Below are 16370 nucleotides of genomic sequence, written 5' to 3'. Positions count from 1 at the left end.
GCTCGCGCATGATGGGCGTATGGCCAACGTCATCGACATCACCGGGCTGCCCCCGGAGCGCGTCGTCTTCGCCCCCTCTCCCCTCGCGGAGCTGAGCGCCGCGCTGCACGCGCTGTCGGAGCCGGGACACCACCCCGGGCTGCACGGCTGGGTCACCGCCACCAACGCGGCCCTGAAGACCGACCTCGCCGACCGGCTGTGCGAAGCGGATTTCCTGTGGCGGTCCGCCCGTTCCGACATCCTGCTGCCGGCCCGCCCCGGATCGACGCTGGCCGAGGAACTGGACGAGCTGGACAAGATCGACGACGAGCGGTTCGTGGCCGCAGCGTTCGAGATCTCCTGCTCGACGACCTACACCCGCTGCACGCCGTCGCCGCTGGTTGATGCCGAAGAGCGGGCGCGGGTACGGGAGATGGCGGCCGCACGCGGTCCGCGGCAGGCAGCCTTCACCGACCGGATGCTCACCGACCCCGACGGCCTGCGGGTCTGGCTGCGCCGCCTGCTGGAGGACTGCGAGGACGCGTTCTTCGGGGACATCTGGCGCCGGGTGGGAATCCAGTTGGCGGCCGATGCCCGGCACAAGACCGAACTGCTGCGGCGCAAGGGCCTGGCCGAGACGCTGCCCGCGACGTCGACCGCACTGTCACTGGACGAGGCACAGGACGGGAGCGGCGGCGTCCGCATCGTGGTGGACAAGCTGGCCAGTGGCCGTACGACGGCGTTCGCGAACCCCGGGGATCCCGGTGTCACGTTCCTGCCGACGTCGTTCGGCTGGCCGCATCTGCTGGTCAGTCACGCCCCTGGCTGGCGTCCGGTGGTCCAATACCCGGTCGCCAGCCCGGAGTTGCCCGCGCCGGCCACGCTCGAACTCGTCCAGCAGCGGCTGGAGGCGCTGGGGCATCCGATGCGGATGCGGCTGTGCCGCACGCTGGCGCGCGGGCCGCACACGACGGGGGAGCTGGCGAACGCGTACGGCATCACCTCACCGGAGGTGTCGCGGCACGTCACGACGTTGAAGAAGGCCGGGCTGATCCAGACGCGGCGCCGCGGGCGCTATGTGCTGCACCAGCTGGACCTCCAGGTGGTGGCCCGGCTGGGCAGCGACTTCCTGGAGGGCGTACTGCGCTGACACCTGGGCCTGCCCGGCAGGCCGGTCAGCGCGCCAGCGCCCGGGGTCCCTCACCGCCCGGCATCTCCCGCGTCTCCCCCGCGTCTCCCCGGCCCTCCCCACTCCTGCGCCCTCCCCCTTACGCCCCCGCGCCTCCGGCCCGCACCAGGCCCGTCTCGTATGCCAGCACCACTGCCTGGACCCGGTCCCGCAGGCTCAGCTTCGTCAGTATCCGGCCCACATGCGTCTTGACCGTGGCCTCGGACAGCACCAGCCGGGCCGCGATCTCGCCGTTGGACAGCCCCTGGGCGACCAGCAGCAGCACCTCGCGCTCGCGGTCGGTGAGCCGGTCCAGCTCGGGGCGGCCGGGCTCGCCGGACATGGCGGGCAGCATGGGCGTGAAGCGGTCGAGGAGCCGGCGAGTGGTGGACGGTGCGACGACGGCGTCGCCGCTCTCCACCGCGCGGATCGCCGCGAGCAGCTCGCCGGGCGGTACGTCCTTGAGCATGAATCCGCTGGCCCCGGCCTTCAGGGCGGAGAAGGCGTACTCGTCCAGGTCGAAGGTGGTCAGGATGAGCACCTTGGGGGCGTCCTCCTTCTGGCCGCCCTCGCAGATCCGGCGGGTGGCCTCGACCCCGTCCATCTGCGGCATCCGGACGTCCATGAGGATCACATCGACCTTGGTCGAACGCAGGACCTCCAGCGCCTCGGCGCCGTTCCCGGCCTCCGCGACGACCTCCATATCGGGCTGGGCGGCCAGCACCATCCGGAACCCGGTGCGCAGCAGCACCTGGTCGTCGACGAGCATCACGCGGATGGTCATGGTCAGGGGGTCCCTTCGTGGCGGACGGACGGAGCGGGCGAAACGGGGGAGCGGGTGGAACGGGCGGAGGGGACGAGTGGATCAAGTGGATCGACCAGATCCAGTAAACCGACCGGGCCCAGTAGACCGACCAGGTCCAGTAGACCGAGTGGGCGGGGTGGAGGGGAACGGGCGGCCGGCAGATGAGCTGCTCGGCTCACCGCATCTCATGCCTCACCGGCCCGGTTTCAGGGGGAGTACGGCGCTGACGCGGAACCCGCCGCCCGGGCGCGGGCCGGCTATGAGGTTGCCGCCGACCATGCCGACCCGTTCCCGCATGCCGATCAGGCCGTGGCCGAGGCCGTCCGCGCCGCCCGCTTCGTAGAGCTCGTGCTGGGCCCCGCGGCCGTCGTCCTCGACGAGGAGTTCGAGGTCGTCTTCCCGGTAGGACAGGCGGACGGTGGCGCCGACGTCGGGGCCGCCGTGTTTGCGGGTGTTGGTGAGCGCTTCCTGGACGATGCGGTACGCGGTCAGTTCGACGCTGCTGGGCAGCGGGCGCGGCTCGCCCTCGACCCGGAAGTCGACGGGCAGGCCGGCGCCGCGGACCTGGTCGATGAGGTCGGCGAGCTGTTCGACGCCGGGCTGGGGGACGTATTCGCCGCCTTCGGCCTGTTCGCCGGTGCGCAGCACGCCCAGCAGGCGGCGCATCTCGGCCAGCGCCTGGCGTCCCGTGCCGGAGATCGTTTCCAGGGCCTGCCGGGTCTGTTCGGGCGCGGCGTCGAGGACGTAGGCCGCGCCGTCGGCCTGGACGACCATGACGGAGACGTTGTGGGCGACGACGTCGTGCAGTTCGCGGGCGATCCGGGCGCGCTCGGCCGCGACCGCGATGCGGGCCTGGACCTCGCGCTCCTTCTCCAGCCGGGCGGCCTTCTCCTCCAGCTGGGCCCAGTAGGCCCGGCGGGTGCGCATGGAGTCGCCGAGCACCCAGGCCAGTACGAAGGGGACGGTGAGCAGCGTCGTGAAGAACAGCATTTCCCACAGCTGCCGGTGCCCGGGCCCCTCCCCGAAGCGCATCAGGGACAGGGCGGGGCCGACGAGGGCGCCGATGAGGGCGCAGCGGGAGGCCCAGCGGGCGGTGGAGGTGCCGGACGCGACGGTGTAGGTGATCACGAACATCGCGAAGTTGCCGGGATTGGGCGGGATGTCGAAGATCAATTGGCCGACGCCGATGGCTGCCGTCAGCAGCAGCATCTTCACGGGTGCCTTGCGGCGCAGCGCCACGACGAGGCAGAGGCCGACCGTGAAGATCGCGGCGGAGAGCTGGCGCCCCCCGCTGACCTCGCCGGCGACCCACAGGCTGGTGAACCCGAGGAGAAGGACGGCCCAGAAGGTGTCCACTCCCGTCGGGTGCCTGCGGAGGAAGTCATAGAGGCGCTGCACGTCACCCAGCGTAGGCAGAGTGGATAGGTGTACGAGTCAACCGGAGGGGCGATCCTCTACGTCAGCTCTACTCCCCAAGGTGGAGACCCGATGCGTCAAATGTGTCGGACCGGGGGGTGGCCCGCACCTCAACCCGTGGGTCGACGCGGCGCCCCCGCCCGTACCGTGGGGTGGTGACGAATGAGTGGTGCGGCTGGCGGGACGCGACCGAGCGGGCGCTGTACGGGGCGGACGACGGCTTCTACACGCGCCCCGGCGGCCCTGGCCCGGCCGGCCATTTCCGCACGTCGGTGCATGTTTCCCCGCTGTACGCCGGTGCCGTCGCCGGGCTTCTGCGCCGGGTGGACACCGCGCTGGGCCATCCGGAGGAGCTGGCGCTGGTCGACGTGGGCGCGGGCCGCGGCGAGCTGCTGACGGGGGTGCTGGCCGCGCTGCCGGACGAGGTGGCCGCCCGGCTCCGCCCGTACGCCGTCGAGCGGGCCGCGCGCCCCGGCGGGCTGGACCCGCGGATCGAGTGGCTGGGCGAGCTGCCGGCGCCGGGTTCGGTCACCGGGCTGCTGTTCGCGAACGAGTGGCTCGACAACGTGCCGGTGGACGTCGTCGAGACGGACGGGGACGGCGTGCCCCGCCGGGTGCTGGTCCGCGCGGACGGCACGGAGCGGCTGGGCGAGCCGGTCGAGGGTGCGGGTGCGGACGCGGAGTGGCTGCGCCGATGGTGGTCGCCCCCGCTGGCCCCCACGGGAGACCACGCCGTCGCGCCCTCCCCGGACGCGCCCGCCCCCGCCGGCCGTACCGCGCCCGCCCCCGGGCTCCGGGCGGAGATCGGGCGTCCCCGGGACGAGGCGTGGGCGCGCGCCGTCGGTACGCTGCGCGCCGGGCTCGCGGTCGCCGTGGACTACGCGCATGCGCGGGAGCACCGCCCGCTCTTCGGCACCCTCACCGGCTTCCGCGACGGCCGCGAGGTGCGCCCCGTCCCGGACGGCAGCTGCGACATCACGGCGCATGTGGCGCTGGACGCGTGCGCCGGGCCGTCCGCCGAGCTGCTGACCCAGCGCGAGGCGCTGCACGCCCTGGGAGTGGATGGCCGCCGCCCGCCGCTCACCTTGGCGTCCACCGACCCGGCCGCGTACATCCGGGCGCTCGGTACGGCCGGTGCGGCGGCGGAACTGACCGATCCGGCGGGCCTCGGCGGCTTCGGCTGGCTCGTGGAACCGGTGGGCGGGGAGTGCGCGGGTCTGCTCAAGCCGTGATGCGCGCGGGTCTGCTCAAGCCGTGCTCGGGCCGCTCGGAACCATGAGGGACATGCTCAAGCCGTGCTGTGGGCGGGCCGCTCGGAGCCATGAGGGGCATGCTCAAGCCGTGCTGCGGCTTCCTGCGGCGGAGGCGTGGCGGCGGAACGCCGCGCCGGCGTTCCAAGGGGTGGGACGGCGCAGGCCCAGGGCGTCTCCCGAGGTGGCGGGCTGCGAAACTGTCCCTATGACGGAGACGACGGTCGGCATCGGCGGCGCGGCGGAGAGCACCGACATGGTGCTGAACATCGGCCCGCAGCATCCCTCCACGCACGGTGTGCTGCGGTTGCGCCTCGTCCTGGACGGCGAACGGATCCAGCACGCCGAGCCGGTGATCGGGTACATGCACCGGGGCGCCGAGAAGCTCTTCGAGGCCCGCGACTACCGCCAGATCATCATGCTCGCCAACAGGCACGACTGGCTGTCGGCGTTCTCCAACGAGCTGGGTGTGGTGCTGGCCGTCGAGCGGATGCTGGGCATGGAGGTGCCCGAGCGCGCGGTGTGGACGCGGACGCTGCTGGCCGAGCTGAACCGGGTGCTCAACCATCTGATGTTCCTCGGCTCGTACCCCCTCGAACTGGGCGGTATCACCCCGGTCTTCCACGCGTTCCGGGAGCGTGAGGAGCTCCAGACCGTCATGGAGGAGATCTCCGGCGGCCGGATGCACTACATGTTCAACCGCGTCGGCGGCCTGAAGGAGGACCTGCCGGCCGGCTGGCTGGGCCGGGCCCGGCAGGCCATCGCGGACGTGCGCTCCCGTATGGACGTCTTCGACAACCTGGTGCTGGGCAACGAGATCTTCCGCGGCCGGACGCGGGGCGTCGGGGTGCTCGCGCCGGAGACGGTGCATGCGTACGGCGTCTCCGGGCCGATCGCCCGCGCCTCGGGGGTGGACTTCGACCTGCGGCGCGACGAGCCGTACCTCGCGTACGGGGAGCTGGCGTCCACGCTCGCGGTGGTCACCCGTGAGGAGGGCGACTGCCTGGCCCGTTTCGAGTGCCTGCTGGAGCAGAGCCACAACTCCCTCGATCTTGCCGACGCCTGTCTGGACCGGCTCGCGGAGCTGCCGCCGGGGCCGATCAACCAGCGTCTGCCGAAGGTCCTGAAGGCGCCCGAGGGCGCGACGTACGCCTGGACCGAGAACCCCCTCGGCATCAACGGCTACTACCTCGTCTCCAAGGGCGACAAGACGCCGTACCGCCTGAAGCTGCGCTCCGCGTCGTACAACAACATCCAGGCGCTGGTGGAGCTGCTGCCGGGGACGCTGGTCGCCGACATGGTCGCGATCCTCGGCTCGATGTTCTTCGTCGTCGGCGACATCGACAAGTAGACGACGAGCCGGCCGAGCCCCAGGAAAACCGCAGGCCCAAGCAGGCCGCAGGCCTAGCAGACTGCAGACCCAGGAAAACCGCAGGCCCCAGCACACCCCAGACCCAGGCAGACCGCAGATCCCAGCACACCGCAGACCCACATAGGTCACAGACCCGAGTAGGTCGCCGACCCACGTAGGTCGCAGCCCCAAGTAGATGGCCGACCCAAGCAGGCCGCAGATGTTGTCCACAGCCTGTGGACGAAACGGGTCCGGCGGACCCCCGAAACTACGTGCTCCAGAAACCGCTTGCCCCGAAAGCCGCTCGGCCCCGGAGCCGGAACGGGCTTCGGGGCCGAGCGAAGGGCGAGGGCGGGCGTCGGGAATCCGCCGGGTCAGGAAATCGCGCTCCGGAGGACGCCGACGTCGAGCTGTTCGGTCTCGTCGTGGGCGGTCAGGTCGATGACCTCGCCGGTGCCGCTGGTCGTCTCGCCGTCCGCGGTCGGGACGCCGTCCTGCGCGTCCTCGGCCTCGGCGGACGCCCCGGCCTCCGGCTTCCGCTCCGCGTCCGGCTCGTCGCCCGCGGCCCGCTCACCGGCGTCCGTACGGGCCCCGGGGACCGCCGTGCGGGGCTCCTTCCGGGCCGAGTGCTCGGCGAGGGCCTCGTCGCCCACGACGTCCGCCAGGTCCTCCTCCAGCGGCGCGGGCAGCTGCCGGCGGGGGGTGGTCGCGTTGCCGAAGAAGTCGAAGCCGCCCACGGCGCGCGAGGCGGTGGGCCGGGGCGGCGCGACCGCGGCGGCGGACGGGACCGGGCGGAGCGCGGGTCCGGCGGCGGTGGCCGTACGGGCGGGGAGTGCGCCGCCCGTGCGCTGTGCGGCGGCCGCCTGGCCGTTCCCCTGGCCGTTGTCCCCGTCCTGCCCGGGGCGGCCGCCCCGTGGCGCGTTGCCCCCCTGTGCGGTGGCGCCGCCCTGGCCGCCCGGTGCGGGCTGTCCGGGCTGTGCGGTCTGTGCGGTCCGCTCTGCGGCGGCGGCGCGCTGTCGGGCGGCGTTGCGGGCCAGCTGACGGAGCGCCTGGTCGGCCTGCGCGTACGCCGCGGCGGTCGGGGCCGGCAGCGGCCGGTCCGGCGAGGGCCGGTCGGCCGCCTGACGGCCCGAGACCGCACGGCCCGAGCCCTCACGGTCCGACCGCCCCCGGCGGTCCGCTGCCGGGGCGTCAGGGGCCTTGGGCGCCGCCGCTCCTGCGGCCTTGTGCGCCCGGGAGGCGTCGGCGGCGGCCGGGAGCGCCCGGGCCGGGGCGGCCGCCTCGATGGCGAGCAGCCGGCGGCCCTCCAGGGCGCTGGCCCGCTCGGTCTCCGCGGTGGCGTAACGGCGCAGCAGATCGGCGTGTTCGCTGCGCAGGCGGGCCAGTTCGGCGCGCTTGGCGCGGAGCTTGGTGTCGAGGGCGGTGCGGAGCTCGCGGGACTCCTCAAGGTCGGTTTCGAGTTCGGCTATCCGCTCCTCGGTGCGCCACTCGTCGCGCACCCGGGCGCGGGTGAGTTCGGCGACCCGTCGGCCGGCCTTGCGGTCCCAGGTCCGCAGCAGGACGGCGCCGGTGACGGCCGCGGCCGCCGCGCCCGCGGCGAGCACGCGTTGGACCAGATCGTCGCCGACAAACCACGGGCCCGCGGCGCAGGCAAGGGACACACCGGCGACCGTCGTGGGAGGAAGCAGCCGGTGCAGGGGTGGGGAATGGCGGTGGCGTCCTCGTGGCATGGCCAGAAACTTACCGTGCGTGCGGGATCTATGGGGCCCGCCCCACAAATCCGTTTCCCGCTGGTTACTTCCCGACCAGTCCCCCGGACTCCACATATGACGGGGCGACATCCGCGGGCTTGAGTCGCTCGGCATCCACCGTGCGGTTCAAGTTGATCAAGTCTTCGGTGGTCAGGGTGCGAATGAGCTTCCCGAGGGCGCTCTCGATCCGCTTGTCCCCCGCGCTCTGGGCATTCACCACCGGCAGCACATTGTCGGCGTTCTGCAGCCGCTTGTCGTCCTTGAGGAGCACCGGTCCGAAGCTGTCGAGCGTGGCGTCCGTGGTCGTGGTGAGCACCAGCTGATCGGCGCCGTCGGATGCCGTCAGGTGCCCTCCTTGACGGCCTGCTCGGCCCGCGGCGTCCCGACTCCCTTGGGGTCGGGGGCCGTGAGGCCGATGCGGTACGTCTTCTCCGGGCCCGGCTTGCAGAACACCCGGGTCCGCACTCCTCACCCGAGGCGAGTGTGCTCTTCTGCTTCGTTTTTCCGAGGCCGGAGAGGGGGGAGAGCTTGTGCCGCGCGGCGAATTCCTTGTTCACCGCGAAGGCGTTCCGATCCGTCGCACGGCCTGCCGCCAGCACCTTCAGTCCGCGCGGCCCGGCGAGCTTCTCCAGCGCGGCAACCGTCTTGCCGATGCCGCCGGACGCGACCGGCTTCGCCTCGCTTCCGTTCTTCTTCGCGTGGAGGAATTCGGCGAGCGTGGAGGCATATTCGGGAACGATGTCGATCTGGCCCTTCTCCAGGGCCGGTTCAAACAGCTCGCGATTTTGCGGCCAGCGGGAGTTCCGCACCGAACAGCAGGCGCACCGGGCCGTACCCCGTCCCGCGGGCGGCCTCCCGCCCCCGGCGGGCACCGCCTGCAGACCGGCGAGGAGGTCGCGCACCAGGATCGTCGGCGAATACGGCACCCGGCCCGGCCCCTCACGCCCCTCCGCCGTGGCGCAAGCCGTTCGCTCATCCCTTCGATGTCGTCTCGACCTTGAACTCGATGTCGCCTCGACCTTCGACCCGACCACCGGCAGGCGCACCGGCCCCGCCGCCCGCCGACCCGTACCGCCGTCCGTCCGCAACACCCCGTTCACGGCGGGCGGTACGCACTCCCGGCCCGGCGGATGCGCCGGGCCGGCACCGAACGCCGCGGGGCCCGGCCCGCGCAGCGTCTCGCTGGCGCAGGCCGGGCCCCGCCCGGTGTCACTGTGCGGTCAGGCCCGCGCGTCCGCCCCGCCGTTGCCCTCGTCGTCCGGGAGCTTGCAGACCCGCTCCAGGAACATCGCGGCGACCACCACGGCCGCGCCGGCGACCACCGACAGACCGGCGTAGATCGCCTGGTCCCGGCGGGGTTCCACGTCGAGGCCGGAGGTCAGCAGGAAGACGCCGACACCGCCGTACAGGCCGGCCACCAGCGACGCCACCAGGGCACTCGCCTGGCCGAAGACCACCGCACGGGCGGCCAGCAGCGGATCGACGCCCTTCGCGCCGGGCCGCCGCTCCCGCTGGGCCCGCAGCCGTCCGCGCAGCTCGAAGGCGGTGGCGGCCAGCACCGCGGCGAGGAACGCCAGCACGATCGGCGCGGCCATGGGCACGCTGGGGAGCGTGCCGAAGGAGTCCCACAGCCGGGCGCCGCCCCAGGCCAGCACCCCGGCTGCCAGGAACAGCCCGACGAGCACCTTGATGTGTAGCTGTTTCACCGAGCGATCGCCCCTCGCACCGTCCTGCCCCTTACCGCCACCACGGCCGTCCTCGCCGCCGTACCGCCGCCGTCGCCGTGGTCCGTCCCTCCGGTCCGACGACCGCGCCGGCCCGGTGACTCCTTCGGTCCAACGACTACTCCGGCAGCCGGAGTTCCAGATCCGCGCGCGGCAGCACGCCCGTGCGGCCGACCGCCGAGAGGAGTTCGGCCACCGCGCCGCGCCCGGGGACCTCCGCCTCCGGGTCGATGTCGTGCCACGGCGCCAGGACGAAGGCGCGCTCATGGGCGCGCGGGTGCGGCAAGGTCAGCCGCGGGTCGTCGGAGACGATGCCCTGGTAGGCCACGATGTCGACGTCGATGGTGCGCGGCCCCCAGCGCTCGTCGCGGACCCGCTTGAAGGCCTCCTCGATGGCGTGCCCGCGCTCCAGGAGGGAGTCCGGCGGCAGCGTCGTCTTGATCAGCACCACGGCGTTGAAGTACGACGGCTGACTGCCCGGCTCGACGCCCCACGGCTCGGTCTCGTACACCGGGGAGACCGCTTTGACCCGCAGACCAGGGGTGTCCTCCAGTGCGTCGACGGCGCCCTGCAGGGTCTCCAGGCGGTTGCCGAGGTTGCTGCCGAGGGAGATGACGGCGCGTTTGGGGTTGGAGAGCGTCACATCGGCGGCGTCCACCTGCTCCACGACGGAGGCGGGCACCGGCTGTACGGTCGGGTCACTGCTGGTGTTCATGTACTCGACTCCGAGTGATGGTGATGGTCACGTCGTCGAAGGGGACGGTGATCGGCGCGTCCGGCTTGTGCACCACCACCTCCACTTCCTGCACGCCCGCGTGCTTGAGGCACTGGTCGGCGATGCGCTCCGCCAGGGTCTCGATGAGGTCGACGGGCTCGCCCTCCACGACGGCCACCACCTCCTCGGCCACGACGCCGTAGTGCACGGTCTTCGCGAGATCGTCGGAGGCGGCCGCCTGGCGGGTGTCCAGACCGAGTACCAGGTCGACGATGAAGGTCTGGCCTTCCTCGCGCTCCCGCGGGAAAACCCCGTGGTGGCCCCGGGCCTTCAGCCCACGCAGCGCGACACGATCCACGCGAATCACTCCCACTGGTCCACGGCACCTCTGGCGCCACTGTTCGTCGGTTCCGGGCAGGCGCCGGAGCGATCCGGCAACACTGCCCCGCCATCGAATCTACCTTCGGGTACCGACAGTCCTCGCCCACGGGGGCTATGGACAAGACCCCGGCCTGCTGCTAGGCGTGCCGCATCGCGCGGGCCGGGAGATCGTCCGCGCGCCTCTTACCCCCTGGTACGCGCCCCACCCCTCCCCGTGCCGCACTTGGCTCGAACGGGTGCGCCCCCGTCCATATGGCTGACGCCCGCCGCTGACGCCGGCACCGGCCCGGCCCACCGGCGCAAGTCCGGGCGGCCATGGCAAGGCTCACACCCGGCCTGACCTCGGGCACAGCCCCTGCACACACCGGCCATGTCCCCGGCACGCCCCGCTCACCTGCCGGTCACTCCCCCGGCAGGCGCGGTTCACACCGCGCCGGCGTCCGGCTCCCCCTCGTCGTCCTCGTCCTCGTCGTCCTCGCGGTCCGCCAGCACCGGCGAACCGTGGTGCGACCACACCCGCCAGCCGTCCTCCGTGCGCCGGAAGACGTTCGTCGCCACGACCAGCTGGCCGATCAGCGGCCCCACCGACCCGTCGTCCTCGGCCGGCCCGCCGCTGAGGATGTTCTCGGTACAGGTCACCAGCGCGGTGTCCCCGATGACGTCGATCTCGACGTCCGTCAGGAAGAACTGGATGTACTCGGTGTTCGCCATGATCAGGGCGTACGAACGGAGCACCTCGCCGCGGCCGCGCAGCACCGGCCACCCGGGGTGCACCACGCTCACCTGACCGTCCAGCCACAGCTCGGACAGCGCCTCGTGATCGCCGCGCTCGATGGTCTCGTACAGGGTCGTGTTCGCCTGCTCGACCAGCTCGATGTCCGTCCGTGGGCCCAAGCCGCTCACACCGCTCCCGTCGTGGTCGCCGTCGTCCCGCCGGTTTCCCGGCCGCCGGCACCGGTGGCCGCGTCCGGGTCCCCCGTGGCGGCCGCTGTCGCCGCGCCCTCCACGGCGCGGGCCACCCGTACCGCGTCCGCGCTCGCCCTGACCTCGTGCACCCGCACCGCCCAGGCCCCCTCTCGCGCCACCATCGCCGATACCGCCGCCGTCGCCGCGTCCCGCTCCCGGGCCGGCGGCGGGGCCGTTCCCTCGCCCCCCGCCAGCACCCTGCCCAGGAACCGTTTCCTCGATGCCGCCACCAGCAGCGGCCGGCCCAGCGCCCGCAGCCGCTCCAGACGGGCGATCAGGGCCAGGTCGTGCTCCGCCTGCTTGGCGAAGCCCAGGCCGGGGTCGATGACGATCCGGTCCGGGTCGATGCCGCCGGCCACCGCGCGCTCCAGGGCCCGCCCGAGCTCGTCGACGACCTCGGCGACCACGTCCCCGTAAACGGCGCGGTTGTTCATGTCGATGGACTGGCCGCGCCAGTGCATCACGACGAACGGGACGTGGTGCGCGGCCACCACCGGCACCATCGACGGGTCGGCGGCACCCCCGCTGACGTCGTTGACCAGCCGCGCCCCCGCCCGCACCGCCTGCTCGGCGACCGAGGCGCGCATGGTGTCGACGGACACCACGACGCCGGCCGCGGCCAGCTCCCGTACGACCGGGACGACCCGCCGCAGCTCCTCGGCCTCGTCCACCCGGGCCGCGCCCGGACGGGTCGACTCGCCGCCCACGTCCACCAGGTCGGCACCCTGTGCCACCAGGTCCAAGCCGTGTTTGACGGCGAGTTCGGTGTCGAACCACTCACCGCCGTCGGAGAACGAATCGGGCGTCACGTTCACGACGCCCATCACCGCGCAGCGGTCCCAGTCCGGCAGTCCGGCCACCCGGCCACGCAAGGTACTCATGGGACCAGCGTAGGCCGTGTGCCGACCGGCCGGATTGCGACCACCGCCTGCGGGGAGCGGCCGGGGCCGGACCATCGGGGCGCCCCGCGCCGCCCCTGGCCGGACGGCCGTCCAGCCGTCCGTCAGGCCGCCCGCTCGACCGCCTCCGCGGCCCGGACCGGCTCCACCGTGTGGGCGCACGGCCGCGGCTCCGCGGGCTTCCTGCGGCGCAGCACGCGCGGCAGCTCCAGATAGCCCTCGGCCTGCATGGTGGCCAGGCCGATGCGCGGGATGTCCCGGGTGGTGCGGAAGACCACGAAGCGCGGCTCCCAGCGCGGGCTGAACTTGTCGTTGAACTTGTACAGCGACTCGATCTGGTACCAGCGCGACAGGAAGAGCAACGTCCCGCGCGTGATGCGCATCACCGGCCCCGCGCCGAGCTTCTCGCCGCGCTCCAGGTAGGAGCGGAAGACCGCGAAGTTCAGCGAGAGCTGCTTGATCTTCAGGTCCGGCGCGGACTGCAGGGCGGCGACGATCAGCAGCTCGTTCATGCCGGGGTCGGCGCTGCGGTCGCGCCGCATCCGCTCCAGCGAGATGCCGTCCGTGCCCCAGGGCACGAAGTACTGCAACGCCTTCAGGTCACCGAACGGGCCGGGCTCCTCGCCCTCCGCCGGGGCCAGATGCGCGGTCGCGATCACCGCGTCGCCGTCCTTGACCGCGTCGATGCGGCCCAGGGCCATGGAGAAGCCGCGCTCCTCGTCGGTGTCACGCCAGGCGTCGGCGGCCTTCTGTACCTGCTCCAGCTCCTCCGGTTCCAGGTCGCGCACCCGGCGCACCTGGGTGGTGTATCCGTTGCGCTCGATGCGCTTGACCATCTGGCGCACGTTGCGCATCGCACGACCGGACAGCGTGAAGTCGGCGACGTCGACGATCGCCTCGTCGCCCAGCTCCAGCGCGTCCATGCCGGTCTCCCGGGTCCACACCTGTCCGCCGGTCTCGCTGCAACCGTGCACCGCCGGCGTCCAGGAGTGCGCTCGCGCCTCCTCCATGAAGCGCTCGATGGCGCCCGGCCAGGCCTCCACGTCGCCTATCGGGTCGCCGCTGGCGAGCATCACACCGGAGATCACCCGGTAGCAGACCGCGGCCTTGCCGGACGGGGAGAAGACCGCGCCCTTGTCGCGGCGCAGCGCGAAGTAGCCGAGCGAGTCCCGGCCGCCGTGCCGGGCCAGCAGCTCGCGCAGCCGCTGCTCGTCCTCGTCGGTCAGCCGGGCCGCCGGGTGCTCGGGCCGGAAGGCGAGGTAGGCGGTGGTGGCGACGGTCAGCAGGCCCAGCGCGCCGAGGGAGTAGCCGACGGTGTAGTCGACCTGGTTCGTGTAGCCGATCGGGCCCTCGAAGCCGAACAGGCCGAACAGCACGTGCTCGGCACGCTGCAGGAAGGACGGCGACCCGACCGTCCTGCCCGGGTGGGAGCTGACGATCACCATGCCGATGGCGAAGCTCGCGCCGCCCAGGACCACGAAATTGGCCAGCGCCTTCCAGCGGCTGCGCGGGTCGGGCAGCGCCGCGAACTCCTTGCGGTGCCACACCAGGAAGCCCAGCAGCGCGGTCGAGAGCACCGCTCCGAAAACGGAGTGGCGGTAGACCAACTGGGCGGCGATCCCCACCGGAAGCAGCGCCACCGCCGCGGCCCAGGCCCGTCGCTTACGCCGTTTGAGGCCGTGGGCCAGAAGGAGCAGCAGGATGCCGACGACGATGGAGGCGGCCGCCGCCAACGGGCTGACCGCGCCCGGCAGTACTTCGGCCAGGGCGTGCACCCTGCTGTGCCGGAAGCGCGGGAAGACCCCGGCCACCAGGTTCAACAGGCCGACGGCCGCACCGGCCGTACCGATGAGCCCGGGCACCGCTTCGGGCCGTGGGCCGCGGAGCCAGCGTGGCGTTCGCCACGCAACCTTCTCCGACTTTTCGCCATCTAGCCTGTCAGACATCACTTTCCCGTCGCCCCGGTCGAGAAGACGTGCGAGCCTAGTCGCAGCATCTGGACTTTTTGCGCCCTGTATGACGGCGTTTCAGGGCTCGGGGTTCCACCAGCGGTACGGATGACCCGGCCGCCCGGAAGAAAGCACCACATGGGTCTCACCAGCAAGAAAGTGCTGCTTCTTGCCGTCCTCGTCGCGGTGGCACTGTTCATCCTCACCGTTTGGCTCTGGCCGCGCCTGTCCAAGGGGAACTGGCGCGCCGTCCTCGGCCGGGTCGGGCTCCTGCTGGCGACCCAGCTCTCCCTTTTCGCCGCGGTCGGCCTGTTCGCCAACAACTCCTTCGGCTTCTACGCCTCCTGGGCCGACCTCTTCGGCCAGGAGCAGGAGCCCGGAGTGGTGACGAATTACCAGACCGGCCCGAACGGCACCAAGCTGCAGATGCTGGGCACCGAGCGGATCAGCGTCCAGAACGGCTCCCGGCCCTCCTCGGCCGGCCGTATCGACAAGGTGCTCATCCGCGGCGAACACTCCAAGATCGCCAGCCCGGCGTTCGTCTATCTGCCGCCGCAGTACTTCCAGAAGAAATACACGAAGAAGAAATTCCCGGCAGCGCTGGTGCTCACCGGATACCCGGGCACCGCCGAAGCCCTCTACAAGAAGCTGCATTTCCCGCAGACCCAGCACGGCCTGCTCAAGGAACACCGGATGCGGCCGACGGTCCTGGTGATGATGCGGCCGACCGTCGCCCCGCCGCGGGACACCGAGTGCGTGGACATACCGAACGGCCCGCAGACCGAGAGCTTCTTCACCAAGGACCTGCGCGCGGACATCACCGAGCACTACCGAATAGGGCGCGAGGCGAAGAGCTGGGGCGTCATCGGCGACTCCACCGGCGGCTACTGCGCGCTGAAGATGACCATGCGCCACCCCGAGGCGTACTCCACCGCGGTGGCCCTCTCCGGCGCCTACAAGGCCCCGCTGGACGCCACCACCGGCGACCTCTTCGGCGGCGACCTGCGGCTGGAGCGCGAGAACAACCTGCTGTGGCGTCAGCGGCACCTGCCCGCGCCGCCGGTGAACCTCCTGGTCACCAGTAGCAAGCAGGGCGAGGCCAACTACAAGCAGACGCTCCGCTTCATCGAGCAGACGAAGTCGCCCTCCCGCATCTCGTCGATCATCCTCGACAGCGGCGGCCACAACTTCAACACCTGGCGCCGCGAGATCCCCGCGGCCCTCGAATGGCTGGGCAACCACCTCAAGGCGTGACCCCGCCGGGCCCGCGCAGGGGTCTCCCGTGCGGCGGGACGGCCGGTGTGCCGCCCCGTCGCCCCGCCGGGCGCGTCAGCGCGCCAGTATCAGGCTCATCGCCTCGGCCCGGGTCGCCGCATCGCGCAGCTGACCACGGACGGCCGAGGTCGTCGTCTTCGCACCCGGCTTCCGCACCCCGCGCATGGTCATGCACATGTGCTCGCACTCGATCACGACGATCACGCCGCGCGGCTCCAGGATCTCCATCAGCGAGTCCGCGATCTGGGTGGTCAGCCGCTCCTGCACCTGCGGGCGCCGGGCGAACACGTCCACCAGACGGGCCAGCTTCGACAGTCCGGTGATCTTGCCGTCGGAGGACGGGATGTAGCCGACGTGCGCCACACCGACGAACGGGACCAGGTGGTGCTCACAGCTCGACACCAGCTCGATGTCCTTGACCAGCACCATCTCGTCATGGCCCAGGTCGAACGTGGTCGTGAGCACGTCCTCCGGCTTCTGCCACAGCCCGGCGAAGATCTCCTTGTACGCCCGGGCCACCCGTGCCGGCGTCTCCAGCAGACCCTCGCGGTCCGGGTCCTCGCCCACCGCGATCAGCAGCTCGCGGACGGCGTTCTCGGCCCGCTTCTCGTCGAACGTACCGATCTTGCCGTCGACGTCCAGCGTCACAGGGTCCGTCATATGTGCCTCGTTCCTTCTGCGCCCGCCCGAACGCGGGTGAATCGCGGAAATGCCGCGCCCCCCAGGCTAAACCTGGGGGGC

General features: G+C 72.1%; 14 protein-coding genes and 2 pseudogenes. 4 read left to right on the top strand and 12 right to left on the bottom strand.

What is annotated here, in order from left to right; all coding sequences use genetic code 11:
• Positions 1–19: 19 nt before the first annotated feature.
• The gene (locus AB0G35_RS21090; protein WP_360951366.1) at positions 20–1129 is read left to right on the top strand and encodes a DUF5937 family protein; all 1110 of its coding nucleotides are present in this window, start codon (positions 20–22) and stop codon (positions 1127–1129) included.
• Positions 1130–1247: 118 nt separating this feature from the next.
• Here the strand turns inward: AB0G35_RS21090 and AB0G35_RS21085 are convergent, their stop codons facing one another.
• Both AB0G35_RS21085 and AB0G35_RS21080 read right to left on the bottom strand, forming a co-directional pair.
• The gene (locus AB0G35_RS21085; RefSeq protein ID WP_360951363.1) at positions 1248–1931 is read right to left on the bottom strand and encodes a response regulator transcription factor; all 684 of its coding nucleotides are present in this window, start codon (positions 1929–1931) and stop codon (positions 1248–1250) included.
• Positions 1932–2144: 213 nt separating this feature from the next.
• Positions 2145–3350 carry a sensor histidine kinase gene (locus AB0G35_RS21080; protein ID WP_360951360.1) on the bottom strand — a complete coding sequence of 402 codons (1206 nt, stop codon included), beginning with the start codon at positions 3348–3350 and terminating at the stop codon, positions 2145–2147.
• Positions 3351–3523: 173 nt separating this feature from the next.
• On the opposite strand from AB0G35_RS21080, the gene AB0G35_RS21075 reads away from it, so the two are divergent.
• Both AB0G35_RS21075 and AB0G35_RS21070 read left to right on the top strand, forming a co-directional pair.
• On the top strand, positions 3524–4600 hold the full coding sequence (locus AB0G35_RS21075; RefSeq protein ID WP_360951357.1) for an SAM-dependent methyltransferase: 1077 nt from the start codon (positions 3524–3526) through the stop codon (positions 4598–4600).
• A 226-nt stretch (positions 4601–4826) separates the two neighbouring features.
• A complete protein-coding gene (locus tag AB0G35_RS21070; RefSeq protein ID WP_360951354.1) occupies positions 4827–5969 on the top strand; it encodes an NADH-quinone oxidoreductase subunit D in 1143 nt (380 codons plus the stop codon).
• Between the two features lie 374 nt (positions 5970–6343).
• Here AB0G35_RS21070 and AB0G35_RS21065 read toward each other — a convergent pair whose 3' ends face one another.
• The 9 genes and pseudogenes from AB0G35_RS21065 to AB0G35_RS21025 form a co-directional block, all read right to left on the bottom strand.
• Positions 6344–7699 (bottom strand): hypothetical protein, encoded by a 1356-nt coding sequence (locus AB0G35_RS21065; protein ID WP_360951351.1) that lies wholly within the window; start codon positions 7697–7699, stop codon positions 6344–6346.
• Between the two features lie 64 nt (positions 7700–7763).
• Positions 7764–8505, bottom strand: a pseudogene (locus AB0G35_RS21060) (glycine betaine ABC transporter substrate-binding protein); the annotation flags it as partial.
• A gap of 4 nt (positions 8506–8509) precedes the next feature.
• Positions 8510–8652, bottom strand: a pseudogene (locus AB0G35_RS21055) (ABC transporter permease); the annotation flags it as partial.
• Between the two features lie 288 nt (positions 8653–8940).
• Positions 8941–9426 carry a DUF3180 domain-containing protein gene (locus tag AB0G35_RS21050; RefSeq protein ID WP_360951348.1) on the bottom strand — a complete coding sequence of 162 codons (486 nt, stop codon included), beginning with the start codon at positions 9424–9426 and terminating at the stop codon, positions 8941–8943.
• A gap of 136 nt (positions 9427–9562) precedes the next feature.
• Complete coding sequence (folK, locus tag AB0G35_RS21045; RefSeq protein WP_360951345.1) at positions 9563–10159, bottom strand: 2-amino-4-hydroxy-6-hydroxymethyldihydropteridine diphosphokinase; 597 nt, start codon at positions 10157–10159, stop codon at positions 9563–9565.
• Positions 10143–10517, bottom strand: a complete 375-nt coding sequence (folB, locus tag AB0G35_RS21040; RefSeq protein WP_033268953.1) for a dihydroneopterin aldolase — start codon at positions 10515–10517, stop codon at positions 10143–10145. Before folB ends, folK begins: the two co-directional genes overlap by 17 nt.
• Positions 10518–10963: 446 nt before the next feature.
• Positions 10964–11434, bottom strand: coding sequence for a nuclear transport factor 2 family protein (locus AB0G35_RS21035; RefSeq protein WP_360951454.1), 471 nt, complete (start codon positions 11432–11434; stop codon positions 10964–10966).
• Positions 11435–11439: 5 nt separating this feature from the next.
• On the bottom strand, positions 11440–12387 hold the full coding sequence (gene folP, locus AB0G35_RS21030; RefSeq protein ID WP_360951341.1) for a dihydropteroate synthase: 948 nt from the start codon (positions 12385–12387) through the stop codon (positions 11440–11442).
• Between the two features lie 122 nt (positions 12388–12509).
• Positions 12510–14351, bottom strand: a complete 1842-nt coding sequence (locus AB0G35_RS21025) for a phosphatidylglycerol lysyltransferase domain-containing protein (RefSeq protein WP_360951338.1) — start codon at positions 14349–14351, stop codon at positions 12510–12512.
• Between the two features lie 141 nt (positions 14352–14492).
• On the opposite strand from AB0G35_RS21025, the gene AB0G35_RS21020 reads away from it, so the two are divergent.
• Positions 14493–15608, top strand: a complete 1116-nt coding sequence (locus AB0G35_RS21020; protein WP_360951335.1) for an alpha/beta hydrolase-fold protein — start codon at positions 14493–14495, stop codon at positions 15606–15608.
• Positions 15609–15683: 75 nt separating this feature from the next.
• Here the strand turns inward: AB0G35_RS21020 and folE are convergent, their stop codons facing one another.
• Positions 15684–16289, bottom strand: coding sequence for a GTP cyclohydrolase I FolE (gene folE / locus AB0G35_RS21015; protein ID WP_360951332.1), 606 nt, complete (start codon positions 16287–16289; stop codon positions 15684–15686).
• Between the last annotated feature and the right edge of the window lie 81 nt (positions 16290–16370).

Origin of the sequence: Streptomyces sp. NPDC021749, from assembly GCF_040640655.1 — a bacterium.
Taxonomy (GTDB): domain Bacteria; phylum Actinomycetota; class Actinomycetes; order Streptomycetales; family Streptomycetaceae; genus Streptomyces.
The sequence above is the reverse complement of the archived record's forward strand: the minus strand, read 5'-3'. Positions and strand labels throughout refer to the sequence as shown.